Source organism: Prochlorococcus marinus CUG1433 (genome assembly GCA_017644425.1).
Taxonomy (GTDB): Bacteria; Cyanobacteriota; Cyanobacteriia; order PCC-6307; family Cyanobiaceae; genus Prochlorococcus_A; species Prochlorococcus_A marinus_U.
This window is the reverse complement of record JAEPLN010000001.1, coordinates 767,386-791,613: the sequence shown is the minus strand read 5'-3', so window position 1 is coordinate 791,613 and position 24,228 is coordinate 767,386. Positions and strand designations below refer to the sequence as shown.

General features: G+C 29.4%; 27 protein-coding genes and 1 tRNA gene. 15 read left to right on the top strand and 13 right to left on the bottom strand.

What is annotated here, in order from left to right:
- Positions 1-48 precede the first annotated feature (48 nt).
- Positions 49-285: an NAD(P)H-quinone oxidoreductase subunit O gene (locus JJ842_04635; protein ID MBO6971197.1), complete on the top strand. Its 237-nt coding sequence runs from the start codon at positions 49-51 to the stop codon at positions 283-285.
- A 25-nt stretch (positions 286-310) separates the two neighbouring features.
- Here the strand turns inward: JJ842_04635 and JJ842_04630 are convergent, their stop codons facing one another.
- Together JJ842_04630 and cysK are read right to left on the bottom strand one after the other, a co-directional pair.
- A complete protein-coding gene (locus JJ842_04630) occupies positions 311-988 on the bottom strand; it encodes a DnaJ domain-containing protein (protein MBO6971196.1) in 678 nt (225 codons plus the stop codon).
- 16 nt (positions 989-1,004) lie between these two features.
- Complete coding sequence (gene cysK, locus JJ842_04625; GenBank protein ID MBO6971195.1) at positions 1,005-1,973, bottom strand: cysteine synthase A; 969 nt, start codon at positions 1,971-1,973, stop codon at positions 1,005-1,007.
- A gap of 150 nt (positions 1,974-2,123) precedes the next feature.
- On the opposite strand from cysK, the gene JJ842_04620 reads away from it, so the two are divergent.
- The 4 genes from JJ842_04620 to JJ842_04605 all read left to right on the top strand — a co-directional run bounded on the left by JJ842_04620 (position 2,124) and on the right by JJ842_04605 (position 3,761).
- Positions 2,124-2,399 (top strand): hypothetical protein, encoded by a 276-nt coding sequence (locus JJ842_04620; protein MBO6971194.1) that lies wholly within the window; start codon positions 2,124-2,126, stop codon positions 2,397-2,399.
- Positions 2,400-2,404: 5 nt separating this feature from the next.
- Positions 2,405-3,079 (top strand): ABC transporter ATP-binding protein, encoded by a 675-nt coding sequence (locus tag JJ842_04615; protein MBO6971193.1) that lies wholly within the window; start codon positions 2,405-2,407, stop codon positions 3,077-3,079.
- A gap of 49 nt (positions 3,080-3,128) precedes the next feature.
- Positions 3,129-3,200 (top strand) — tRNA-Asn (locus JJ842_04610).
- Between the two features lie 171 nt (positions 3,201-3,371).
- A complete protein-coding gene (locus JJ842_04605) occupies positions 3,372-3,761 on the top strand; it encodes a hypothetical protein (GenBank protein MBO6971192.1) in 390 nt (129 codons plus the stop codon).
- An 11-nt stretch (positions 3,762-3,772) separates the two neighbouring features.
- Here JJ842_04605 and JJ842_04600 read toward each other — a convergent pair whose 3' ends face one another.
- Complete coding sequence (locus JJ842_04600; GenBank protein MBO6971191.1) at positions 3,773-4,063, bottom strand: hypothetical protein; 291 nt, start codon at positions 4,061-4,063, stop codon at positions 3,773-3,775.
- A 64-nt stretch (positions 4,064-4,127) separates the two neighbouring features.
- Positions 4,128-4,289 (bottom strand): helix-turn-helix domain-containing protein, encoded by a 162-nt coding sequence (locus JJ842_04595; protein ID MBO6971190.1) that lies wholly within the window; start codon positions 4,287-4,289, stop codon positions 4,128-4,130.
- Positions 4,290-4,661: 372 nt separating this feature from the next.
- Here JJ842_04595 and JJ842_04590 point away from each other — a divergent pair, with 372 nt between their 5' ends.
- The 5 genes from JJ842_04590 to JJ842_04570 all read left to right on the top strand — a co-directional run bounded on the left by JJ842_04590 (position 4,662) and on the right by JJ842_04570 (position 9,010).
- Positions 4,662-5,351, top strand: a complete 690-nt coding sequence (locus JJ842_04590) for an FkbM family methyltransferase (GenBank protein MBO6971189.1) — start codon at positions 4,662-4,664, stop codon at positions 5,349-5,351.
- Positions 5,352-6,095 carry a phytanoyl-CoA dioxygenase family protein gene (locus JJ842_04585; GenBank protein ID MBO6971188.1) on the top strand — a complete coding sequence of 248 codons (744 nt, stop codon included), beginning with the start codon at positions 5,352-5,354 and terminating at the stop codon, positions 6,093-6,095.
- 391 nt (positions 6,096-6,486) lie between these two features.
- Positions 6,487-7,176 (top strand): WbqC family protein, encoded by a 690-nt coding sequence (locus tag JJ842_04580; GenBank protein ID MBO6971187.1) that lies wholly within the window; start codon positions 6,487-6,489, stop codon positions 7,174-7,176.
- A 176-nt stretch (positions 7,177-7,352) separates the two neighbouring features.
- Positions 7,353-8,048, top strand: a complete 696-nt coding sequence (locus tag JJ842_04575) for a class I SAM-dependent methyltransferase (protein ID MBO6971186.1) — start codon at positions 7,353-7,355, stop codon at positions 8,046-8,048.
- Positions 8,049-8,050: 2 nt separating this feature from the next.
- A complete protein-coding gene (locus JJ842_04570; GenBank protein MBO6971185.1) occupies positions 8,051-9,010 on the top strand; it encodes a hypothetical protein in 960 nt (319 codons plus the stop codon).
- A 500-nt stretch (positions 9,011-9,510) separates the two neighbouring features.
- On the opposite strand, the gene JJ842_04565 is transcribed toward JJ842_04570, so the two are convergent.
- The 5 genes from JJ842_04565 to JJ842_04545 form a co-directional block, all read right to left on the bottom strand.
- Positions 9,511-10,275 carry a hypothetical protein gene (locus tag JJ842_04565; GenBank protein ID MBO6971184.1) on the bottom strand — a complete coding sequence of 255 codons (765 nt, stop codon included), beginning with the start codon at positions 10,273-10,275 and terminating at the stop codon, positions 9,511-9,513.
- A gap of 7 nt (positions 10,276-10,282) precedes the next feature.
- On the bottom strand, positions 10,283-11,260 hold the full coding sequence (locus tag JJ842_04560) for a glycosyltransferase family 2 protein (GenBank protein ID MBO6971183.1): 978 nt from the start codon (positions 11,258-11,260) through the stop codon (positions 10,283-10,285).
- Positions 11,261-11,271: 11 nt separating this feature from the next.
- A complete protein-coding gene (locus tag JJ842_04555; GenBank protein MBO6971182.1) occupies positions 11,272-12,582 on the bottom strand; it encodes a hypothetical protein in 1,311 nt (436 codons plus the stop codon).
- 116 nt (positions 12,583-12,698) lie between these two features.
- Positions 12,699-12,857: a helix-turn-helix domain-containing protein gene (locus tag JJ842_04550; GenBank protein MBO6971181.1), complete on the bottom strand. Its 159-nt coding sequence runs from the start codon at positions 12,855-12,857 to the stop codon at positions 12,699-12,701.
- A 661-nt stretch (positions 12,858-13,518) separates the two neighbouring features.
- Positions 13,519-13,878, bottom strand: coding sequence for a hypothetical protein (locus JJ842_04545; GenBank protein MBO6971180.1), 360 nt, complete (start codon positions 13,876-13,878; stop codon positions 13,519-13,521).
- Between the two features lie 402 nt (positions 13,879-14,280).
- On the opposite strand from JJ842_04545, the gene JJ842_04540 reads away from it, so the two are divergent.
- Positions 14,281-15,063, top strand: a complete 783-nt coding sequence (locus JJ842_04540) for a response regulator transcription factor (protein ID MBO6971179.1) — start codon at positions 14,281-14,283, stop codon at positions 15,061-15,063.
- Between the two features lie 3 nt (positions 15,064-15,066).
- On the opposite strand, the gene JJ842_04535 is transcribed toward JJ842_04540, so the two are convergent.
- From JJ842_04535 to JJ842_04525, 3 genes are read right to left on the bottom strand one after another with little or no spacing between them, the layout of a single operon-like run.
- Complete coding sequence (locus JJ842_04535; protein ID MBO6971178.1) at positions 15,067-16,029, bottom strand: DNA polymerase III subunit delta'; 963 nt, start codon at positions 16,027-16,029, stop codon at positions 15,067-15,069.
- Positions 16,022-16,660 (bottom strand): dTMP kinase, encoded by a 639-nt coding sequence (locus tag JJ842_04530; protein MBO6971177.1) that lies wholly within the window; start codon positions 16,658-16,660, stop codon positions 16,022-16,024. Before JJ842_04530 ends, JJ842_04535 begins: the two co-directional genes overlap by 8 nt.
- Positions 16,661-18,958, bottom strand: a complete 2,298-nt coding sequence (locus JJ842_04525) for a cation-translocating P-type ATPase (GenBank protein MBO6971176.1) — start codon at positions 18,956-18,958, stop codon at positions 16,661-16,663.
- 120 nt (positions 18,959-19,078) lie between these two features.
- Here JJ842_04525 and JJ842_04520 point away from each other — a divergent pair, with 120 nt between their 5' ends.
- Entirely contained in the window at positions 19,079-19,600 is a 522-nt protein-coding gene (locus JJ842_04520; GenBank protein ID MBO6971175.1) for a photosystem I assembly protein Ycf3, read from the top strand.
- Positions 19,601-19,605: 5 nt separating this feature from the next.
- On the opposite strand, the gene radA is transcribed toward JJ842_04520, so the two are convergent.
- Complete coding sequence (radA, locus tag JJ842_04515; GenBank protein ID MBO6971174.1) at positions 19,606-20,958, bottom strand: DNA repair protein RadA; 1,353 nt, start codon at positions 20,956-20,958, stop codon at positions 19,606-19,608.
- Between the two features lie 107 nt (positions 20,959-21,065).
- On the opposite strand from radA, the gene JJ842_04510 reads away from it, so the two are divergent.
- The 3 genes from JJ842_04510 to JJ842_04500 are packed head-to-tail and all read left to right on the top strand — an operon-like array spanning position 21,066 to position 24,226.
- Entirely contained in the window at positions 21,066-21,812 is a 747-nt protein-coding gene (locus JJ842_04510; protein ID MBO6971173.1) for a response regulator transcription factor, read from the top strand.
- Positions 21,813-23,165 carry a phosphate acyltransferase PlsX gene (plsX, locus tag JJ842_04505; GenBank protein ID MBO6971172.1) on the top strand — a complete coding sequence of 451 codons (1,353 nt, stop codon included), beginning with the start codon at positions 21,813-21,815 and terminating at the stop codon, positions 23,163-23,165.
- A 53-nt stretch (positions 23,166-23,218) separates the two neighbouring features.
- A complete protein-coding gene (locus JJ842_04500) occupies positions 23,219-24,226 on the top strand; it encodes a ketoacyl-ACP synthase III (GenBank protein ID MBO6971171.1) in 1,008 nt (335 codons plus the stop codon).
- The last annotated feature ends 2 nt before the right edge of the window (positions 24,227-24,228 follow it).

Below are 24,228 nucleotides of genomic sequence, written 5' to 3'. Positions count from 1 at the left end.
AAACAATTTTTCGTATAATAAATTTCAAACAACTTTGCTGACTTTATCATGACAGATTCTATTCAAAAGAAACCTCTCAAGAAAGGTAGCTTAGTTTTTGTCGATAAAGATAATTATTTTAAAAGTATAGAAGCGTTAGCTAGTGATTATGATTTACCTAATTATGTCTTTGAAGGTCCTGGAGAGATTCTTGCCGTTAAAGACGAATATGCTCAAGTTAGATGGAGCAGACCTGTTCCAGATGTGTGGTTGAAATTAGACCAACTTAAAGAATACGTTCAATAGATTTTATTTTAAGAAATCTTTATTTTTAAAAGTTTTTATTTTTTTTTTCTAAAGACATCTTTGATTGGATTCTTTTTGCTTCTTTAATCATTTCTCTACCATCAAATAAGTAATCATCTACGTATCCTTGGGTATATCTATCAAATTCAGATAAAGCATCTTTTACTTGTGAAAAACAATGATATAGATCGAGGCCTAAAGCTGAAATAGATTTTGGAATTAATCTTTTGTTATAAATTTTTTCAACTTTTTCAATCTTAGTTTGCGAAATATTTATGTAGTTGCAAAAATTTTCCATTAGTTGGTCATCATATGGATCCGCAGATAGTTCTTTTATTTCGTTATTCAAAGGTTTAATTACTTGGCTAATTAATCTATTGATTGGCGTGTAAATTTCTTTAATCCATATTTCAACTTCTTTATCTTTAATTGACGAATTATATTTTTTTGAATTAACTTTTTCCTCCCAGTTATCATCTAAAGAATTAAATGATGAATTGGAAGAAAAAGAATTTCTATCATATTGTTCTTTTTTTATTGGGTCGTTTAAGGTCTCCCAGGCATTTTGTATGGCAAGAAATCGTTCTTTTTCTCCACCTGCATCTGGATGATGTTGCTTAACTAAGGAACGATATGAAGATTTAATTTCACTTTTGGTTGCATTTTTTTTAAGCCCTAATTCTTCATATAAATTTTTTTTCATTTTTATAAATTGGTGATTAAAGATAACCGTCTTTTCTGGCTTGAATAGAGGTATTCGATTCAAACATTGCTGTTGATAAATATCTTTCACCAAAACTTGGAAGAATTACTATTAATCTTTTATTCATTAGTTCTTTTCTTTTACCAATTTTTATAGTTGCTGCTAAAGCTGCTCCGCTGCTGATGCCAGATAAAAGACCTTCTAATCGAGCTAATAAACGCCCATAATAAAATGCTTCATCGTCATCTATTTTTATAATTTCATCAATTAATTTAGTATTAAGTACTTTTGGCACGAAACCTGCACCTATTCCTTGAATCGAATGAGATCCTGCCTTTTCTCCAGAAATTACAGCGCTTTTTTTGGGTTCCACAGCAAAAATTTTGCAATTTGGATTAACTTTTTTCAAAAAACGTGCGCATCCAGTGATTGTCCCCCCTGTGCCTACTCCTGTAACAAGTCCATCTAAATTATTATTGGATTGGGCCCATATTTCTTGAGCTGTTGTTCTTTCATGAATATCGGGATTAGCGAAGTTTTCAAATTGATTAAATTGATAGCTATTGGCAATGCTTTTAGATAACTCATTAGCTAAATCTAAAGCTCCTTTCATGCCTTCTTTTCCCGGTGTGAGCTGTAATTCAGCTCCATAGGCTCTTAACATAGCCCTTCTTTCAATACTCATCGTATCAGGCATTGTTAATATCAATTTATACCCCTTTGCTGCAGCAACCATTGCTAATGCAATGCCAGTATTTCCACTTGTCGCTTCAATTAATGTTGTTTTATCTGGCGTTATTAATCTCTCTTCTTCAGCTTTACATAACATTGAATAAGCAATGCGATCTTTAACGGAAGCTGATGGATTGAAGCTTTCAAGTTTTGCAATTATTTCTGGATAACAATTAAAATGCCCTCTGATCCGATTTAATTTGACTAATGGGGTATTTCCTACGAGAGAAGTTATATCATTTGCTATTTCCATAAAATGATTATTTAAATTTCAAAATAAAATCTCATAACTATATGATAATTGTATTTAAATACCTTTTATATAATTTTCTCAAAAGAATTTAATTTAAATAACTTTTTAATCAAGAATTTTTATTATTATAAGAAGAGTTTGATTATTATTATGTATTCGCTTGAACTAAGTCTAAGATATTCACCATTTCCGCTTTCAATTCAGAAGAAAGAATATGATGATATACAAAGAACTTATGATGAAATAAAAAAATCTATGAATGAAAATTTAGAAGTTTCAAACTTGATTGAATTAACTTGTGATAAAGTGCAGGATAAAAAAATTGCTGTTAGAGCTCAAGAAATTATTTCTATACAAATATACGAAAAATCATCGGTAGCTGGAGGAGCTAAAAGACCAGGTTTTTCTCTGGACATAGATGATTAAAAGTGATAAGAAATTCTTTCGAAAATGAAATGCCTCATATTAATTTCAAAGATGTCTCTTTTTCATATCCTGCAAAAAAAGAAAATTTAATATATAACTGTAGTTTCTCAATAAATACTCCAGGTTTCTGGATGATTGTTGGTGAAAATGGAAGTGGTAAAAGTACGCTTTTAAAATTAATTAATGGAATAATTGAACCTAAAAAAGGAATTATTAATTGTAACGCAAATATTGGCATGGTATTTCAAAATCCTGATCATCAAATATTGATGCCAAATTGCAGGAGCGAACTTTTAATTAACATTAATCAAAATATAGATGATTATGAAATTAATAGAAAAATAAAATATGTTCTTGACCAGGTTGGATTGAATGGTTTTGAAAAAAGGCCTGTGCATACTTTAAGTGGTGGTCAAAAACAACGATTAACAATTGCGTGCGCTCTTATTAGTGACAGAAATTTTATTCTTTTAGATGAGCCTACTGCTTTGTTAGATCAATTTAGCCAATTAAAAGTTTTAAAAACCATTAAAAATCTGACAAGTGACACTGAAAAACCTTTAACCGTTTTGTGGATAACACACCGTTATGAAGAATTAACTTACGCTGATGCAGTAGCAGAATTGAAAAATGGTTTTTTATCTAATTGGCAAATACCATCTAAATTTAAATATAATTAAACTTTCTACTTGTCATAAGGTACTTAGAAGAGCTAAATTCATCTTATATTCCTCGGTAGCTCAGCGGTAGAGCGATCGACTGTTAATCGATTGGTCGCAGGTTCGAATCCCGCCCGGGGAGTTCAATTTTGGGTTCTTAAGACTTCAAGTTAATTTACTTGAGGTCTTTTTTAAGATTTTCTATTATTTTGACTTGTAGATGGTCGTGAAATTGTCTTGATAAGATTGTAAATTATTAAACTATTTTCTTTTAAAAACCATTATTTTATTGTTATCGCCACTTGTTTATTTGATGAATGAAAGAGAATTTATAAAGTTAATTATTCATCATGGAAAAGTTGATAGCGATATATTTCATGAATCTTTTTTTGTCGAGGATTCTTTCAGGATTCCAGAGATTTTTAGAATTCTTCAGGAGATAGATAGTACCGTATATATGTATTTTTTCCCAATGGAATTGGACTTTTTAAAAATTCAAGAAATGAAAAACAAGAATAATAAAAAAAGTATATTTTCTGCAAATTCATATTCTGAAATTATGATTGCAAAGAAATATACAATGATAAAATTGTATAAATTTTTCGAAAAGATCAGATTTGATCCTATTGAAGATCAAATTGTCAAAATGGCGACAAGATTATTTATTAGGGATTTTGTTAATGAAAAGATTAAAAATTTTTAAAAGAATTTTTTTTATACTCTTTCTGAAATAATCTCACTTTGATTAGTGCATATATTTACTTTGAAAATATTTAATAAAGATGAGTAAGTCTTTAATTTAACTTCAGCATTACATTTGTCTTCAAATTTCATACTATAACCTTCATAAAAATCTCTATTCATTATGTCTACATTATGTTTATCAAAGATTAATTCAACTAACTTTAAATAATTATCTGAATAATGCTCTCTGATGGTTGGAGTAGCATTTGATGATAAGGAAAAAGAAAAAATAAAAATAAGTAAAAACCTTAATGAGGACATTGCAAATATGGAGAAATGATTATTAAATATAATTTTTTAAATAATACCTTTTTTTATATCTATTTCATCTTGCATTTATCCATTCTTCTATTTCGTTTTTTATAAAAATCATTCTTTTTAGCGATATTTTTACTTTTGAGGTTAAGTCTCTTTTTTTGACCACGCGATTGATCGTTGATACTGATAGTCCAATTAATTTTGAAACCTCTTTTAATGTTAAAAAGATCTATTTTCTAAATTAGTCATGGTCATGAAATATATCTGCTTCTTCGATTTCTTATATCAGGTTTTTTCAGGCACTCCCAGGAGAGGTCTCTCCGACTTTTGGCTGGGGAGTTTAATAACACTTCCAATCACTTCCAGAGACTTTCAAAAGTCTCTTTTTGAGCGGGTATATCAGGGTTCTTAAGAATGCTTATGTCAATGATTTTGACTAAAATTATAAAAGCTTTTCAATCTTTATTAAAAATTTACAGATAAATCAATTTTTTATTAATAATATTTTTAAAATTACGAGATTTTTGACTTTTCTACTTACTAAAATAAAATTAACAAGAATTTATAAAAAACTTTTTATACTTTTATTCAGATTAATTAAATGTCCATATCATCTATAACTTGTAAGAATGATCTTCTAAGACATTTTATATGTACTGAATCACCATTATTTTTTGATATTGGTGCAAACAAAGGTCAATCTTCAAAAAATTTTCGATCTTTATTTTCTAATTCAAAACTTTATTTATTTGAGCCAGATCCATTATTATCAGAAAAATTACAAAAAGAATTCTCAGATTGCAATAGCAAAGTTCAAAATTTTGCGATTTCAAATAATCAAAACGAGAGGAATTTTAAATGCTATTCCAATTCTGAAGCAAATTCATTCTATGATCTGGATAAAAAAGGTTATTATTTTTCAAGGGATTATGTGAAGCAGAGAGAATTTACTGTTCAGTGCAAAACTATTGATAATATCGTATCTGAAGAATCTATTGAAAATATTGATTTCTTGAAAATTGATACTCAAGGTCATTCTTTTGAAGTCTTGGAGGGTGCAAAAGAAACACTTTTTCACAAAAAAGTGCAGTATCTGCAGGTTGAGGTTAATATTTCAGGATTTTATGAAAAGAATGAATCTTTAAGCAAAATATTAACTTTTTTAGAGAATTTAGATTATGAACTTTATACATTTATTCATGGAGATTCAGAGCAAATTGGTCACTTCTTTTTTGATTTTAATAATGGCTCCATATGTTCATTAGATTTATTTATAAAGAGAAAGGATTAAATGGATTATTCATTGCTTAAGAAAGATCTTGATGAAAGAGGTTACTTTAGAGTATCAATAAATCCCTGTATTCCTTTATTAGAAAACTTAAGGGCAAAAATCTTTAGTGTAAATAATTGCTTAAGTGAATCAAAAAATCTTGGTAAAATTTCAGACGATCGAGATATTGTAAACTTTAGGCTTAAAAATCAGTCTCTCCAATACCTTGGAGTTAAGCATTTGTGGAATTCATCAGCTCTTTTTTCATTAGGAGGTCATCCATACTTTGAAGAGTTACTTAAAAGTATATGCAAATTTAAAGAACCCATACATAATTTGCAACCCGTATTGAGGGTTGATTTACCTATAAAAGAACAATCCAGGTTCTCTCAACATCAAGATTATGCATACAATTGTGGCAGCGAAAACTCTGTTACCATATGGATTCCTCTTCAAGATACTTCTTTCAAAGAGGGATCTCTTTTAGTATGTGCAAAAAGTCATCTAAATGAAGTTTATCCAAACAAAAAGGGGATTATTGAAAAAAAATTTAAATTTAAATTTGAGAACTGCGATGTTAAATATGGCCAAGCAATTATTTTTAACCAAAAGTTAGTTCATGCTAGTGGATATAACTGTTCTGATAAAATACGATTTTCTGTACAATTAAGGTTCTCTGATCTTGGATGTAATGAATATAAAAAAAGAAATTTCCCTATTAATACGGAATTTAAAACTTTAAAATATCAAAATGAAATTAAATAAAATTGGCATAACTAGTAAAAATCACTATTGAGCCAAGCCGACTCGAACCGCTTATAGGACTTATTATTAAATCGCCCGAGGATTTTTATATGTCTTAAATAGTCGAACAAAGACCCTAATTGGGTCTTTTTTATGTATGTCACTAGATCTCCATGCAATCAGGGAAGGACTAGTAAGAATAGTATAGGACATTTTTATTAGTCTATTTACTAGTCTTTTAACGTTTTTACTAGTCCAAATTAATCAATTGATTAATTTATTATTCGCCCCATATCTTATTGATTTTATCTTTTATTTTTTGAGTATTAATTTCTATAATTTTTTTATGCAATTCAAAAGTTAATTAATTAATTTTTTAATATAAAATAATCTAAAAATATGTTTCAAATTAGTGAAAAAAATAGCTATATCTCAGTCAAACTATATTCCTTGGAGAGGTTATTTTGATTTAATAGCTTCTGTAGACGAATTTATAATTTTTGATGATATGCAATATACAAAACGTGATTGGAGAAATAGAAACAAGATAAAAACAAAAGATGGTCCACTTTGGCTTAGTATTCCAGTAAAAGTTAAAGGAAAATATTTTCAAAAAATTAAAGAAGCAGAAATAGATGGTCAATCTTGGAAAAATAGTCACTGGAAAAGTTTAAAATCAAGTTATTCAAAAGCACCTTTTTTTGAAGATTTATCATCAGAACTTGAGAAAATATACTTTGAAGAAAACTATATTTATCTTTCGGAATTGAATAGAAGATTAATTGAATTGATTTGTAATTATCTTGAAATTACTACTAAAATCAGAGATTCTTCTGAATTTAATTTAAAAAATGGGAAAACAGAAAGATTGGTTAATATATGCAAAGATTTAAATGCCTGCGAATATGTTACCGGCCCATCAGCAAAAAATTATATTGACCAAAATATATTTAAAGAAAATAAAATAAAATTATCATATATTAACTATTCTAAATATGGGAGTTATAGACAGCTATGGGGTGGTTTTGTAGATAATCTATCAATATTAGATCTTATTTTCAATTGTGGAAGAAAATGTTATGAGCATATGCAATATATTTGATTTTTGTGAAAATATATTTTCCTCCAGCTTAAATTTTTCTAATCACAAAAACGAGATTAATTGTTATTGTGTAATGAATAAAATTTTTTCAGTGACTATAAAAATTACTCCTAAAGTATTAATCTTGACCTAAAACTAAAACCATTTAATTTAAAATTATACAAATAATCTTTCTAATGATTAATAAAGATATTTATCTTCAATATACAAAATATTATAAAGGGAAAAAACTTTCAAAACTATATCCAACTGAATTCGTTGTAAGGTCTTTTTTAGGAACCTATCCTAATTTAAAACCAAATGATAAAACTTTTTATAAAGGTAAAAAAGTTTTGGACTTGGGTTGTGGTGATGGAAGAAATATACCTTTTCTTAGTGATTTAGGATATAGAGTATATGGACTAGAAATTAATAAAGAAATTTTGGAATTTTGTTCTAAAAATTTAGAATTCAATAATTACAAAGCTATTTTGCAAGTTGGCAATAATAGTAATAGTAACTTTCAAAAAGAATTCTTTGATTGTATAGTTGCATGTCATTCATTTTATTATCTAAACAATAATGATTCCTTTAGCTCAAATTTAAATGAGATTAGTAGAATTATAAAAAAGGGTGGTCGATTTATTTTTTCTATTCCAACAAATAAAAGTTATCTTTTGAAAAATGCCGAAATTCTTAAAGATAATTATGCAGTTGTAAAAGATGACCCATTGAGAATTAGAAATGGATTGAAAATAAAATTTTTTGAAACTGATACTGAAATTATCAATCTCTTAAGTCAAAAATTTGAAGGGTTCAAAATTGGCTTTTGTGAGAATAACTGGTGGGGCCTTGAAGAGTTTTATTGGACAGTTATTTGTACTTCTAGATAAAAATGAATAACTTGGATAATTGGTATAATACAGATGAAATATTAAAAATTTATTCGAAATTTAAAAATAAAGAATTGGTCTCTTTGAATCAAAGCAAAGAAAATATATTTAATTTAAAGTTTCTAGAATATCGATTTAATGAAACTACAAATTATTTACCTGTAAACTCATATTCCTCTTTCAATATTATTAGTAGTTCTTCAATTGATAAGCTCGAAAAAATAATTGAAGAAATATCATTAAAAAATATCACAACTCTATACTTGCCATTAATAAGTAAATTTAATTTAAAAGAAGCGTTTCCTAATAAGTTAAAAGATATTTTTTCTGAGAGATTAAATAGTTACTATATTGATCTAAAAAATACTGAGGATCAACTTAAAAAAAATATTAGTAAAAAAAATAGAAAAAATACCGAATTAAGTAAATCTTTTTATGAATTTAATATTGCAACAAAAGAAGAAGAAAATTATTTTTTTGAACTCTATAGTAATTTTATGTCTTCTGTTGGCGCTAATAATAGTCAATTTATAAACTCATTTTTTATGAAAGAAATCCTTAAACTTGATAATAATTTTTTATTTTGTTTAAAAGTTAATAAAGAAATTCAATTAATGCATTTAATTGGTATTAACCAAAAAAATGATAATGCCGATTTTGTTTTTGCTGCTTCTAAAAATAATGGTTATTCTTATGGTTATTTGATGTTGTGGAATGAAATAATTTTTTTGAAATCATTAGGCTTTAAAACATTCTTTTTAGGAGGGGGAGTTAGGAAGAATGACGGTATTGACAATTTTAAAAAAAAATTGGGGGGTGAGGTTTTATACAATGGTGGTTTAAAATTAGTTGTGGATCAAAAAAATTATCTTAAAGAAATTAATAATTTTCCAACATCAAATGAAAATTCTTCTTTTTTCCCTTTTTACCTAAAAGATCAGATTTTTAAAAAAACCATATAAGAAATTAAAAGTTTTCGAATATTTGATTTTTTATAAAATCCATTTTTTGAAAAATATTTACTAAAAGTTTCTCACCAATTTTATTAAATTCAGGAAAGATAAATTGTTATTGAATTCATGAGTAAATTTTAAATACAGATAATTCATATTTTTCTTATTAATTTTTTGAAGGATTTTTCTAATTAATATTAGATTGATAATGAAAAATAAAAAGCTCAAAGGAAAAAAATTTAAAAAAGTAATCTATAAATTTTTGATTTCCTGAAGATAAATTTTAAAGGATTAAAAGCATAATAAAACCTGCCAAAAATGTTACTTCTAAGCAAACAAAAATAATTTAAGTTTAAGATTTTCTTAGAAAATAAGAAATTAGAGACCTATAATTTTTTGCTGATCTAATAAAACCTATTCACGCTATACAATCTATAGATCCTTTATTTTATTTAAATTTTAAGTCACCATTGCATAAATTACGCAGAAAAGTGTTTTTGAATATTTTATTATTTAATATCTTTATAAAGAGATACGAAAGCAGTAATTCTTCCACAAATTTTATCTAGATTTAGATTTTTTTTAATATCAATTTCATCAACTCCATGAAAGGTCCTTTCATCATAGATAATTATATCTCCAATATCAAACTCTCTCTCAAACATAATTTTCTTACCTTCTATTTCAACAAAAGCCCCTCCACTCTCAAAATCTCTTCCTAATTTAGTCATGTTAAGAATTACTTGATAAAAACTTATATTATTTTCTTTTGCAACCGTAGTAAGTACCGTATCTTTATGTTTAGTAAAATAACCTCCGCCCGTAGGGTATTGATGAATTCTAGTTGCACTCCATAAACCATTGTCTTCAATCTTAGAAATAGCAAATTCCTCTGGGTAGTTAGAACATAAATTTCTGATTTTTATCATAAGTTTATAAATATTATGCATTTCAAAAATATCTTCTTCCCACATTGGATTATAAAATGTTCTAAATAATCTTGTTAAATATAATCCACTGTGTGAATTACCTCCAACCATTAGTTTTTGAAAATTCTTCTGAATATCTTTTGGACTTTCGCCAATAGTAGGATTATCATTTTCTTTTCTAAAAGACTTTTTAATTTTAAAAATTGATTTTTCTATTTCATGCTTTGAAACTAATCCCCTTATTATTACTAGAGAATTCGATTGTAATCTTTCTCTTACGTGATGGAAATCTAGTTCTTCTAAACAATTTACATTAAGAATATAATTCGAAGGATCAACCTGCATATTTCATTTAGTTTTTATTCATGTTTACTCTACATACAAGATCAGACACTGAACCATTAACATATGTGTTTTTAACTATATGATGAGGTCGATTCTTTACTTCCATAAATACTTTTGATAGATAAATACCTAATATTCCTAGAATTGAAATAATGATTCCTCCAAACAGCCAGATAGACACTATTAAAGAAGTCCAACCAACTATTGTATTTCCTAATAAAAAGTATCTAACAATTTGAACTATGCCAAAAAATAAAGAAATTGAGGTTACAGTTATTCCAAAATAGAAAATTAATTTTAGGGGTCTATAAGTAAATGAAGTTATATTGTTAATTACTAATGATAATTTATTTCTAATTGTATATGTGCTAGATATCTTAAATTTTTTTGAAACTTTTATAGGCATTTGTTCGAATCCAGTAATATGCAATATTCCTAATAAATAAAGTTCAGATTCTTTGAATAGTAATAAGGAGTCAACATATTTCCTAGTCATGAGCCTTGCAGTTAAAATATTTTTAGGGAAGTTTATTCTAGATATTGCGTTAAATAATCTATAAAAAATTTCTCCTGAAATTCTCTCAAATAATTTACCTTTTCTCTGTTTCTGTACACCATAAATAACATCAACATTATAATCCTCTATTGTTTTCAGAAAAAGAAATAATAATTCTGGATCTTCCTCCAAATCACTATCTATAAGGAATACTAAATCACCATTAGAATAGGAAAGCCCTGCCATGATAGCTTTGTGATGGCCAAAATTTCTAGATAGATCAACAATTTTAATTTTATTAGATAGTTTGGACTCCCCAATAGCAATATTTAAGCTCTTATCAGTTGAACCATCATTTACTATTATTATTTCGTAATTATCTCCAAAATTTTTCTTAGCACAGTCAGCAATTTTATTTATAAATGATTTTATTGTATTTTCACTTTGAAAAATTGTTGTAACTATTGAGAGACTTAAGTTATTTTTCACAAAATTTGATCTCAATTAAATAGAGACTTCACTTCATCGTCAGACATGTTACCAATATTAAACTCTTTTGATCCTGTGTCTCGCATGTAAGTTAAATAAGCAGATAGTAATACTGATGATTCAACAGACAAGTTGTATCCAACCGAGTATGTACCTTTATTTCGTTGAATTCTTCCTGATGTACTTCCATCCTCGTAGACCTGAAAAACTATTTCTGTAGACATAATTCCTTTTTTCTTGTTTTGACATCTTCCTGCTGGTATACATATAGCAGTCTTTGATACTCTTCTAGTTAAATTATTTTCCTGAGCAGTTTTTGTCCATTTATCAATATTTACGAGTGCTTTAATAACTCCATCAATATTTTCGTGAGGAATATTTATACTATCTCTAACTTTTTCATAAGTTGATGAGGGGTCTAAGAAATCAAGTCTATAAACTAAAAACCCTTCATCAGTTACCCTTGGTATAGTTAGCATCTCACCTATTTCATTTGTTCCAGGGACATAGAAAGGTATTTTGGGAAATGTTTCAGATGCTTTAAAAGAGGAAACATTTAATTTTTGGTTAGATGGTCTAATGGGAGTTGAAAATTGATTAGAAAACTGCGTTTCAAGTGCTTCTTTTTCTTGGGTTAATTTTTTAATTTCTTTGTTAACTGCGCCAAGAATTCTGTTTCTAATATCAGGGGATTGTTTCTTTACTACCTTTGATATTGCTTGATACATATTAAGAGAGGATTGAACCTCATCTAGAGTTTTTTGGGCCTGTGATTGATTATTGACATTAACTTTTAGAGTAACAGAGTTATCGTTGTTATTAATAACTGTTTTACTATTATTATTCGCTTGAGCATTTGTAGATTCACTGTCTAAATCGGCATATTTAGTAATTAAAAATGCTGTTGTGGGATGATACTTGGGACTTTTACTGATTAAATTTAAATTGTTTTTAATATTACCCGTGATTTTGTAAGAGGAATATTTCCTAGAATGACTGTCTTTCTGCTTTACTTTCACATTTATAAAATTTCCAGCATCGTCAATTGATCCAGTAATACTACCATTGTGATATAACTTACAAAAAGAATCTTTGTTACCACCACCATTATTAAACATAAAACCTGATATTTGTCCTTTTTCAATCTTAACTTCTATATCAATTGGTAAAAATTTTGGACAAACAGATGCTTTAGACATTTGGAAAGGGAAGGTAGAGTTATACTTGCCATCCCAAGTTGATTCAGCAAAAACTGGAGTACTTCCAAGCATTAAAGCAGAGGAAAGTAAAAAGATTTTATTATCAAAAATTTTCTTTAGCATAGATAAATTTTTTAATAACTAAAAATATACCATTTTAGATATCTTAAATGTTAACGAAGCATACATTTTTAACTTTCATAGTCTAGTGAGGCAATGTTTTTTGATCTATCTATTCTTTAAGTTGCTCTTTCGTAACAACCATTCTTCATAGGAGATATTTTTACTTTTGGAGGAAATTCTCCTCTTTTTATTAAACGATTAATAGTAGAAATTGAAATTCCAAAAAGTTCGAAAACCTCTCTGATGGTCAAGAAAGGATGATTTTGTGAGTTCATGTGGTGGAAATATGGTGGGAAGATTTTTAAAATTCAGCATTTTCTCATATCTACTTCAGTTAGGAACTATCACGAAATATTAACCCAAATCCCGCCCGGGTAGTTGCATTTTTGTATCATCTATATTGCAAGACTCACCAAGGTGTCTTTTTTTGAAAAAAAAGGATTTTGGAAAAATAATGTTTGGTATTTTTGCATTTTTGCAAAAGATGTTTGAGATCATATTCGGGATTTTATTAAAAGCAAAAAAATTTTAGCCAAAACCCCTTTAGCAAAGTTCATAAGAAACTTGTTATTAAACTGCTCAAAAAGTTTTTTAAAAAATTTAAAACTCACTAAAAACTTCAAAGTGTATTTTTTATTTTGTGGGTAGATTTTGATGGAAACCTTAATTAAAAATATCCTCAAATCAATAAAAAATGCATGACACAGATATAAATAGTTTTTTAGAACAGTTTTTAGAACATTTTAAATATTTCAATTTTTATTATTTTAATTGATTTAAATAATAAAAAACTGATATGTTTTAAGTATAGAAATTAGAACAAAAAATTGAATCTTTTTCACAAAATATTTCAGAAAAAAATTAGGTTTTTCTTATATTTTCCAATATATATATTTAATTATAATTTTTACAAATTTATGCGTTCTGTTGAAGACTTTAATCGTCCCACATATCCTTTTTATCTTGATCTAAATTATTTTTTTCAAGTAATTCTTTCCTCAGTTTCTGGGGATCTATTTCAGTGTTAATTAAGTTCTTATCATCATTATATTTTGCTTTGATTTCTGAGATCAATATTTCGAATTCTTCCCCAAAAAAATCAGACATTTCTCTCCATGCTTCCATTTCTTCTTCTTTGCCTATAGTGTCCATTATGTTATGTGAAATAATTTCTTGTACATATTTTTTAAGTTCTTTATGACTCATCGATTCAACTTTCTTATGAATATATAATTCTTTAAGATTATCTAGCTGTTTTTTTGATAAATCAGAATAGATAAATGCCTTTTTTTTCATAAATACCCATGATTTTTTTTAATATAGACAAATATTCTGGCTTAAACATTCAAAATTAATTCGAAATAATAAAACAGATTAAAATTTCTACAAACCCAATATTTAAATTCAACTCTATTTGTATCCCTTATTCTTAATAAATATAATGTTGATATTTTTGCAAGACCTCTAGTATCTAAAACAAGAATTTATCGTAATTATGAAGAAATAATAAATAAAATCAAAAGAAATTATAAAATTTACAATTTCTATAAATTAGTAATTTGTCTCAAAAAGCTTGCTATTACTAACTTTTTTATAAATCTTGTTGATAAAAATGTTTACATTAAATCAGCACTCTTTCGAAATTCTTGAGAGAATCGTATTACTAAAATTTTAATTTTAATTTAATAGTTTATAAATATGAAAATTTCCATCCTTTTAATTGAAGATGATCGTGATATGCGCGATCTGGTAGCTAAACATTTAGAACACTCAGGTTTTGATGTACAAAAAGCTGAAGATGGAATCAAAGGTCAAGCCTTAGCTCTCCAATATTCACCCGATTTAATACTCTTAGACTTAATGTTGCCTAATGTGGATGGATTAACTTTATGTCAGAGACTTAGAAGAGATGAAAGAACATCAAACATCCCAATTTTGATGATAACGGCATTGGGTGGGCTTAAAGATAAAGTTACTGGATTCAATTCTGGAGCAGATGACTACATCACAAAACCATTTGACTTAGAAGAATTACATGTTCGAATAAAAGCACTATTAAGGAGAACTAGCAGAGCACAATTAAACTCAAGTAACCAGCAGGAAATCTTAAACTATGGACCTTTAACTCTTGTACCAGAAAGATTTGAAGCTATATGGTTTGATTCTCCTGTTAGATTAACGCATCTTGAATTTGAATTACTTCATTGCCTACTACAAAGACATGGCCAAACCGTGTCACCTGCACTCATTCTTAAAGAGGTATGGGGATATGAGCCTGACGATGATATTGAAACTATAAGAGTTCATATTAGACACCTACGTACAAAACTAGAACCTGATCCTCGTAAACCTATTTATATTAAAACCGTATATGGAGCTGGATATTGTCTTGAACTACCAATTGGTTCCCAAGTCGAAATTGCTAAGCAAGATTTTGTCCAAGCAAGAAAATTAGATTTAATAAATTCTGGTATAGATTAAATTTCATACATCTTCCATTGAAATTTTTAAAAGGGTAATTTCCCATGCCAGCCTTGGTTGAATTTTTTTATTCAGGAAAAATTTCAATTTTTCAAGTTTTTTTACTAGATTAATCCTTTTTGTTTTTCTCCACCACATAATTTGTATCAAATTAACTAAACAAATCTGTTGATTAATTTCTAATTTTTCAGATATTAATTTAGCTACTTCTAATATTTCATAACTATTTTTTATTGGAGAATCTAATTTACTTGTGATTTCATTTGATACTTCGTTCCAAATTTCAATATGCTTTAGTAAATCACTTGGAGATCCATTCGTAGCGTTTATTAAATCTTCAAATTTTAATTTTTTATGAATATTAAATTTAAAGGGATCCAAAAAATCTTTTAAAATGAATTTAATTTGTTCACTTGAAAATGATCGAAATCTAACTATCTGACACCTAGATATTAAAGTATCTAGAAGAAGATTTAGTTTTGGTGTTAATAAAATAAAAATGCCATTGCTAGGTTCTTCTAGTGTTTTTAATAGGCAATTTGAGGCTGCTTCGTTTAGAAGGTGTGCATCACAAATTAAAACTATTTTTTTTCCTGAAGTGATTGATTTTTGACCGATGAAAGTTTTGATATTTCGTATTTGAGCAATTTTAATAATCTCAGATTCACTTCTTGTTGATTTTTCAAGGTCAGATTTTTTTGATCTTTTAGTCTCCACATGAGAACTAGGTTCGATAATTAGGAAATCAGGATGGTTATTATTCGCAATTCTCTCTTCAATATTTTGGCTCGGGGACAATTGTTCGAAAATCTCTTTTATAAATTTTAAAGCCGTTTGTTTTTTTCCTAATCCTTCTGAACCATAAAATATATAACCATTAGCATATGATTTGTTTTTAATTATGCTTTTCAGGCATGTATTGATTTCTTCGTTAAATAAAAAATTATTTTTTTTAATCTCATTCATCGTTTTTAGGAAAATTATTTAATAAAGTCTCTTTAATTTGATTTGAAATAGTTTTTATATTTTGCGAGGCAGATATGACAACCCAGTTTTTTTCTTTAGCAATTAGTTTGAAGCCTTCATTTACTTTTTCTAAAAATCTGATGCCCTCTGATTCTATCCTATCTGGAATTTCGTTTTTTCTTCGCAAAATACTTTCTTCTGGAGAAATTTCTAAGAAGATGGTTAGGTCAGGATATTGTCCTTGACAAACAATAGATTCGATATTTTTAATTATTTCTAAATTTATGTTTCTTCCATAACCTTGATAAGCGAGGGTCGAGTCTGCAAATCTATCACTAATTACCCAATCATTATTATTTAAAGCAGGTGCAATAATTTTTGAGACGTGCTCAGCCCTATCAGCGGAATAAAGCAATAATTCCGCAAGGGATGAAGGTTTTTTTTCATTGTTATCGAGAATCAGTTTTCTTAGTTTTTTGCCTAATTGGCTTCCTCCTGGCTCTCTTGTTGTGATTAATTTAGAATCTTTTCTCAATAGGCCACTATTTGGAAGCCATTTCGATAGCTCTTCAATTTGGGTAGTCTTGCCACATCCATCAATTCCTTCAATAACAATAAATTTTCCTTTCATTTAATCCAGTGATAAAGCATTAATTACAACTGTAATAGAGCTTGTTGCCATTAATAATGCTGCTATTGAGGGAGTAAGAAGTATCCCGTATTTAGGGAATAAAATACCGGCGGCAATCGGTATCGCTAGTAAGTTGTAACCAAATGCCCAAATTAAATTCTGTTTTATTTTTCTAATAGTTTTTTTTGCAAGATTTAATGCATAGGGTAGTCCATTTAGTTGATCCCCCATCAATACTACATCCGCGTTAGCCTTAGCTATTTGAGTTCCTGAGCCAACCGCAATTCCTAAGTCTGAAGCTGCTAAGGCTGGGACATCATTAATCCCATCACCAATCATCGCTACTTTATTATTGACTTTTAAACTTTCTATAATGTCAAGTTTCATTTGGGGAAGAAGGTCCCACCTTACTTCTGTTTCTTTACAACCAATTTTTCTTGCTAAATCTAAAACTGTCTGTTTTCTATCTCCACTTAAAATAGTAATTTTAAGTTTATTTTCTCTCAACTTTTGAACTGTTTTAATTGAATCCTCTCTGAGTAAATCTCCTAAAAAAATAAAGCCAAATAACTTATCTTGAATACTCACTCCAATAATTGTATTAGTTTGTGTACCTTCATTTTCAATAATTTTTTTCGCATTATTGTCAATAGTTATTCCTTTACTCAGTAGCCACTCAACATTTCCAATATTAATAATTCCATCAATTGAATCAAGTTCTCCAGAAATACCTCTACCTGATTCAGTGAGAATTTTTTTTATTGGTAATAAACTTAAGTTTTGTTTTTTTGCCTCTTGTGTTAAAGCATTTGCAATTGGATGTCTGCTTTCCTTTTCTAAACTGGCAGCTACTTTTAATAAGAATAAATAATCATTATTAGTTTTGTAGTCTACAATAAATGGTTCCCCTTTCGTTAAGGTACCAGTCTTGTCAAAAATAATTTGATTAATTTTTGAAGCTATTTCTATTTTGTCGCCTCCTTTAAATAGAACCCCTTTTTTGGCAGCCTTTCCTGATGCTACGGTGATCACCGTAGGTGTAGCTAAACCAAGTGCACATGGACAAGCTATTACCAAAACAGCAATTGACAATTGAATTGCTAAACTAAGAAAATTTTCTGCATTGCTACCAAGCGAACTATGAAGCGTATGGCTTGTGTTTATTATTTGCTGATGATGATTATGACTTAGTAACTCGGGCCATATTTGTTTTGCCCCTTTCCACCAAAAAAAGAAACTTGCAGTCGCAAATATGAGTACAAAGTAAGTAAATTTTCCTGCAACTTTATCAGCTATTCTTTGAATGGCGGGTTTATTCGCATTTACAGACTCAATGAGACTGACTAGTTTTGCAAGAGAGGAGTCTCCTCCAACTTTTTGAACTTTTAATCTCAGAGTTGAGTTCAAATTTAAAGATCCACTTGATAATTTTTCCCCTTCTTTAACTTCTATCGGTTTGGATTCTCCAGTAATATGTGAGACATCTACATAGGAATGACCTTCAATTACAAGGCAGTCAGCAGGAACTCTGTCACCTGCTAAAACTTGAATCTCTTGATCAGGTTTTAAAGCATTCACTCTTATTGATAGTAATTGATTATCTTTAGTGTAGATATTTGCCATTTCAGGTTGGAGATCTAATAACTCTCCAATAGATGAACCAGTTTGATATCTAGCTCTTTCTTCCAAGAAACGCCCGATTAGGATAAATCCTAGTAGCATTACTGGCTCATTAAAAAAACATGGGAAACCAGTATTAGGAAATATTAGTGATAGAAGACTTGTTAGGTATGCGCTAGTTACTCCAAGAGCAACTAGAGAATCCATATCGGGACGGTTTTTAAAAAATGATTTAAATCCATTAATAATTATTCGTCTTCCAGGAAATGCTAAAGCTAATGTTGCTAATGAGGCGTGAAAAAATATATTTCCTAATATTGGAAAATTTATATATTTTCCTTCTGCAAGATGACCTAAACCTGAAAATATTAAAAGTAGTAGTGCAAAAGTAAGTTTTTTCCATTGATTATTCCATTTCTTTTTTTTTTCTAATTCTGCTTTATTAATTTTTTTTGAGAAATCATTTATGTAAATCTTTGATGGGAAACCATTCTCTTTAAGGTTTTCAAGAACTGTTTCTATTTCTATGTGTTTCTGGCTAATCTCAAAATACGCACTTTCAGTGAGTAAATTAACGGAAACATTTTCAATACCCTCTGAGTTTTTTAATATTTTTTCAACAGTATTTACACACCCTCCACATTTCATTCCTGTGATGCTTAATTGAATGTTCTCCATTTTTTTTTCACAGAAGCAAGTAAATGATTAATTAAATACTTAACTATAATAATAAATGTTATAGACTATTTAAATATTAGTTATTTAAATTACTATATTAATTTTATTAATTCTAAATCAGTGCCTAGTAATCAAAACAGAGACAATTTTATTGATAAAGCTTTTACTGTAATTGCCGAATCTATAGTCAAAATAATGCCGATTGCAGATAAGGAAAAAAAAGCCTACATTTATTATAGAGATGGCCTGGCGGCACAAAATAATGGGGATTACTCAGAAGCATTAGAGTATTACAAAGAGAGTTTATTGCTTGAAGAAAATAAAATAGATAGGGGTGAGACTCTAAAAAATATGGCAATAATTTATATGAGTAACGGTGAAGAGGATTTGTCTATTGAAACTTATGAAAAGGCATTAGTAGAGAATCCTAAACAACCATCATGTCTGAAAAATATAGGTTTAATTTATGAGAAAAGAGGAAGATATGCGGAACAAAATGGTGATTTAGATCAGAGAGATATTTGGTTTGATAAAGCAGCTGAAGTCTGGTCTAAGGCTGTCAGATTATATCCTGGTGGGTATCTTGATATAGAAAATTGGCTAAAAAACTCAGGAAGAAGTTCAATTGATATGTATCTTTAAAATTTTTACTGTAATAACGAATATTCAATTGCTTCATTAATACTAGAAACCTCCTTAATGTTAATTAAATGTTTGAAATTATCATTTAAATCCTCTTCTAATTTGGGTACCACGATATTTTGTATTCCTAGTCTGGCAGCCTCTTCTATCTTTGCTCGAAGATTTTTTGTTTTTCTAACTTGACCACTCAAACCAAGTTCTCCAATAAATGAGCTACTTGTTAAAGGAGGAATATTTTTCAAACTTGATAAAATTGATATTGCTACACCTAAGTCAGATGAAGGATCATTTATCTCAAAGCCACCACCAGTAGCTACATAACAATCAAATTCAGATAATTTAATCCCGACGTGTTTTTCAATAACAGCTAGTATTTGATGCAGCCTGTTGATGCTAATCCCAGTTGTAGTTCGTCTAGGGTTACTGTAAAAAGTCTTATTAACGAGTGCTTGTATATCTACTGCGAATGGTCGGCTGCCTTCATTGGTTATAGTAGTTGTCACACCTGAAATGTTTTCTTTATTTGTAAAGATTGAACTTGGGTTTTTTATCTCTCTTAGTCCCTCTTCAATCATTTCGAAAATTCCGATTTCAAAGGTAGAACCAAATCGATTTTTGATACCTCTTAATAATCTATGAGAGGAAATATTATCTCCTTCAAAGCTTATCACTACATCCACTAAATGCTCTAAAGTTTTTGGGCCAGCCAAAGCACCATCTTTGGTAACATGGCCAATTACTAAGAGTGCGATATTTTTGTCTTTAGCGAGATTTTGTAATTCAGAAGAACATGCCCTTACTTGAGATACTGATCCTGGAGAACTTTCCATCTCATGATTATGGATAGCTTGAATACTATCAATAATTGCAAAACTAGGATTTACGCGTTTGATCTCATCAATAATTAGAGATAAATTAGTTTCTGCAAAAATTTTTAAATTAATACTTTTTTGATTTAATCTTTCCCATCTTATTTTTACTTGCTCTAAAGATTCTTCTGCAGTAACGTATAAAACCTCTTCATTGAGAGAAATTTTACCTGCTGATTGAAGAACTATTGTGCTTTTACCTATACCTGGCTCTCCTCCAAGTAAAACAACAGATCCTGGGACTATCCCACCTCCAAGAACTCGATCCAATTCTTTAAAACCACTTGTAAATCTTGATATCTTTTTAGATGAAATCTCATTAAAACGAATAGCTTTTTTATTATTTTGTATATCTTGATGTTTAGATCCCTTGCTTTTAATTTCTTCAACAATGGAATTCCATGAGTTGCAATTAAGGCATTTCCCAAAATATTGAGAAGTTTCAGTTCCACAATTTTGACAAATAAAAGTCGACAATTTGCTAGACATTTAGTTTTTAAATTAAGTATTAGAACTAGAATGTTTGGGATATTGCCCCTCTACAAGTTAGATTAGGTTAATAATAAATTCTCTTACTGATTAGCTAATAGAAACAAATGGCTCTGTCTAGTCAAACTAAAGAAACAATCCTTGTCGCTGATGACGAAGCAAGTATTAGAAGAATTCTGGAGACGCGTCTCTCCATGATTGGCTACAAAGTGGTAACTGCATGTGATGGAAAAGAAGCGCTGAAGTTATTTAAAGATTATGAGCCTGATTTAGTAGTTCTTGATGTCATGATGCCAAAATTAGATGGTTATGGAGTTTGTCAAGAATTAAGGAAAGATTCTGATGTTCCAATTGTTATGTTAACTGCATTAGGAGATGTGGCTGATAGGATAACTGGATTAGAATTGGGAGCCGATGATTATGTAGTAAAACCATTTAGCCCAAAAGAATTAGAAGCTAGAATCAGGTGCGTTCTTAGAAGGATTGACAAAGAACAAATTCCAGGAATGCCTAATTCAGGATTAATTTTGGTTACTGATATAAAAATAGATACAAATCGAAGACAAGTTTTTAAAAGCGATGAGAGAATTAGATTGACTGGTATGGAGTTTAGTCTGTTAGAGCTTTTGGTAAGTAGATCTGGAGAGCCATTTAGTAGAGGAGAGATTTTAAAAGAGGTCTGGGGATATACACCCGAGAGACATGTAGATACTAGGGTTGTTGATGTTCACATATCAAGATTGAGATCCAAATTGGAAGCTGATCCAGCGAACCCTGAATTGATACTTACAGCAAGAGGTACAGGATATCTTTTTCAGCGTATTGTAGATATTGCTCCTTTTGACGGTAAATAAATGGGGAAAGAAACTGTACACAAAACTAATAAGTCCAGAGCTATCAGAAGATTAGTTATTTGGTATAAAAGAAACTCGGCTGTAACTTCAATAGTAGATACTGCAGCTAACTCTGCAGTAACGGCTAGCAATGTTGCAGGTAATGTTGCAGGAAATGTAGTTTCAAGCGCTGAATCTGTTGTGAATACCGCTAGCAGTGTAGTTTCAAATGCTGGGATATTGGCAAAAAATACATTGCAGCCGCTAGTTTTTGACCCTTTAAAAAGATTACAAAATAGCGATAATATTTTAGATAAGGTGGAAGATACGCAATCTAAAAGAATTTGGATCGCAGTTGACGGTATGGGTGGAGATTATGCGCCAGGCCCAATTCTGGAGGGTTGCCTTGAGGCTATCAGCAGATTTCCGATAAATATAAAGTTTGTTGGCAAAATTGAAAAAGTTAAAAATGAAGCTGAAAAAACTGGTTTATTAGAATTACTTGAAAAAGAGATAGATAATAATCGTCTTGAACTACTTGATAGTGGAGATCCCATCGGTATGAATGAAGAGGCTACTGCAGTTCGAAAAAGAAAAAATGCAAGTATAAATGTTGCGATGGATTTAGTTAGAAATAATAAAGCACAAGCTGTTTATTCAGCTGGTAATTCGGGAGCTATGATGGCTTCTGCCATATTTAGAATTGGTAGATTGAAAGGTATTGATAGACCAGCTATTGGGGCATTATTTCCAACAAGGGATCAAACTCGCCCTGTTTTAGTTTTAGATGTAGGTGCAAATACTGACTGTAAACCCTCTTATCTGCATCAGTTTGCTCTTCTAGGTAATATTTATGCAAAAGACGTTCTGCAAGTAAAAAAACCAAGAATTGGTCTTCTAAATATAGGCGAAGAAGAATGTAAAGGGAATGATTTGTCCCTAAAAACATATGAACTATTATCTACAGACAAAAGTTTTAATTTTGGAGGCAATTGTGAAGGTCGAGATGTGTTATCGGGAAGTTTTGATGTAGTTGTCTGTGATGGATTTACTGGGAATATATTATTAAAATTTCTTGAGTCTGTGGGAGGTGTTTTATTGGATATTTTGAGATCTGAGTTGCCACGGGGGAGACGTGGAAAAGTTGGTTCGGCTTTTTTAAAAAGTAATCTGCTCAGAATAAAGAAACGTTTAGATCATGCTGAGCATGGTGGTGCTTTATTACTTGGGGTAAATGGAATTTGCGTGATTGGGCATGGTAGTAGTAAGTCCTTATCAGTAGTGAGTGCTCTTCGCTTGGCTCACTCGGCAGTAAATCATGATGTTATGGACAGTTTAAATCAACTTCAAAAGCTTCAAGTTTTAAATTCATAAAACATAATGCGTCAAATTTATGTTTGACTTATATAAGTAATTAAAAAACTCTTTTGGAAGGAATAAACTTTAATCAGATTGGACTCTCATTTAAAGGAAGTGGTAGTTTTGTTCCTGATCAAATACTGACCAATCAAAAAATTAGTCAAAAGGTAGATACAAGTGATGAGTGGATAAAATCTAGAACTGGAATTTCTGAGAGAAGAATTTCTAACATAAGCGATAATGTCACTGAGATGGGTTATAAGGCTGCACTAAATGCCATTGAAAAGGCTAATTGGGAAATAAAGACAATTGATTTGATCGTTTTAGCTACTTCTACTCCACATGATTTATTTGGTTCGGCCCCTTCTATTCAAGCTAAATTGGGTGCCTCTAATGCTGTAGCTTTCGATTTAACTGCAGCATGTAGTGGTTTTTTATTCGCTTTAATAACAGCCTCACAATTTTTAAAAGGAGGTAATTTTAAACGAGCTGTAGTTATAGGAGCAGATCAATTATCAAGCTTTGTTGATTGGAATGATAGAAGGAGTTGTATTCTTTTTGGAGATGGTGCGGGCGCATTAGCAATTGAAGCCACAGATGAATTTGATAACTTTATAGGTTTTGAAATGAGAACTGATGGGGAAAGGGGATGTTTTCTTAATCTTCCATCTAAAAATAGTAAGGAATTAATAATTGATAATATCGACTTTATAAGCGGAGATTTTTCTCCAATCCAGATGAATGGTCAAGAAGTCTATAAATTTGCAGTTAGAGAAGTTCCGATAATTCTTAAAAAGTTGTTTAAAAAAACGAATTTTAGTTCTGAGCAAGTTGATTGGCTTGTATTGCATCAAGCTAATCAAAGAATATTGGATTCTGTAGGAGATAGATTGAAAATTCCTAAAGAAAAAATTCTCAGCAATTTAGAAAAATATGGTAATACTTCAGCAGCAACTATCCCACTAGTGATGGATGAGGCTATTAGAAAGAATAGAATTAAACAAAATGATATTATTGCTACAAGTGGTTTCGGTGCTGGGCTAAGTTGGGGCTCAGCCCTTATTAAATGGGGTTAAAA

What these genes read in the sequence shown, in the direction of transcription:
- JJ842_04525 (MBO6971176.1), bottom strand. Translation starts at nt 18,958, where the DNA reads ATGGAGAACATTCAATTAAGCATCACAGGAATGAAATGTGGAGGGTGT.
- plsX (MBO6971172.1), top strand. Translation starts at nt 21,813, where the DNA reads ATGGGGAAAGAAACTGTACACAAAACTAATAAGTCCAGAGCTATCAGA.
- JJ842_04630 (MBO6971196.1), bottom strand. Translation starts at nt 988, where the DNA reads ATGAAAAAAAATTTATATGAAGAATTAGGGCTTAAAAAAAATGCAACC.
- JJ842_04530 (MBO6971177.1), bottom strand. Translation starts at nt 16,660, where the DNA reads ATGAAAGGAAAATTTATTGTTATTGAAGGAATTGATGGATGTGGCAAG.
- JJ842_04620 (MBO6971194.1), top strand. Translation starts at nt 2,124, where the DNA reads ATGTATTCGCTTGAACTAAGTCTAAGATATTCACCATTTCCGCTTTCA.
- radA (MBO6971174.1), bottom strand. Translation starts at nt 20,958, where the DNA reads ATGTCTAGCAAATTGTCGACTTTTATTTGTCAAAATTGTGGAACTGAA.
- JJ842_04635 (MBO6971197.1), top strand. Translation starts at nt 49, where the DNA reads ATGACAGATTCTATTCAAAAGAAACCTCTCAAGAAAGGTAGCTTAGTT.
- JJ842_04535 (MBO6971178.1), bottom strand. Translation starts at nt 16,029, where the DNA reads ATGAATGAGATTAAAAAAAATAATTTTTTATTTAACGAAGAAATCAAT.
- JJ842_04510 (MBO6971173.1), top strand. Translation starts at nt 21,066, where the DNA reads ATGGCTCTGTCTAGTCAAACTAAAGAAACAATCCTTGTCGCTGATGAC.
- JJ842_04545 (MBO6971180.1), bottom strand. Translation starts at nt 13,878, where the DNA reads ATGAAAAAAAAGGCATTTATCTATTCTGATTTATCAAAAAAACAGCTA.
- JJ842_04555 (MBO6971182.1), bottom strand. Translation starts at nt 12,582, where the DNA reads ATGCTAAAGAAAATTTTTGATAATAAAATCTTTTTACTTTCCTCTGCT.
- JJ842_04570 (MBO6971185.1), top strand. Translation starts at nt 8,051, where the DNA reads ATGAATAACTTGGATAATTGGTATAATACAGATGAAATATTAAAAATT.
- JJ842_04550 (MBO6971181.1), bottom strand. Translation starts at nt 12,857, where the DNA reads ATGAACTCACAAAATCATCCTTTCTTGACCATCAGAGAGGTTTTCGAA.
- JJ842_04540 (MBO6971179.1), top strand. Translation starts at nt 14,281, where the DNA reads ATGAAAATTTCCATCCTTTTAATTGAAGATGATCGTGATATGCGCGAT.
- JJ842_04605 (MBO6971192.1), top strand. Translation starts at nt 3,372, where the DNA reads ATGAATGAAAGAGAATTTATAAAGTTAATTATTCATCATGGAAAAGTT.
- cysK (MBO6971195.1), bottom strand. Translation starts at nt 1,973, where the DNA reads ATGGAAATAGCAAATGATATAACTTCTCTCGTAGGAAATACCCCATTA.
- JJ842_04600 (MBO6971191.1), bottom strand. Translation starts at nt 4,063, where the DNA reads ATGTCCTCATTAAGGTTTTTACTTATTTTTATTTTTTCTTTTTCCTTA.
- JJ842_04590 (MBO6971189.1), top strand. Translation starts at nt 4,662, where the DNA reads ATGTCCATATCATCTATAACTTGTAAGAATGATCTTCTAAGACATTTT.
- JJ842_04585 (MBO6971188.1), top strand. Translation starts at nt 5,352, where the DNA reads ATGGATTATTCATTGCTTAAGAAAGATCTTGATGAAAGAGGTTACTTT.
- JJ842_04575 (MBO6971186.1), top strand. Translation starts at nt 7,353, where the DNA reads ATGATTAATAAAGATATTTATCTTCAATATACAAAATATTATAAAGGG.
- JJ842_04565 (MBO6971184.1), bottom strand. Translation starts at nt 10,275, where the DNA reads ATGCAGGTTGATCCTTCGAATTATATTCTTAATGTAAATTGTTTAGAA.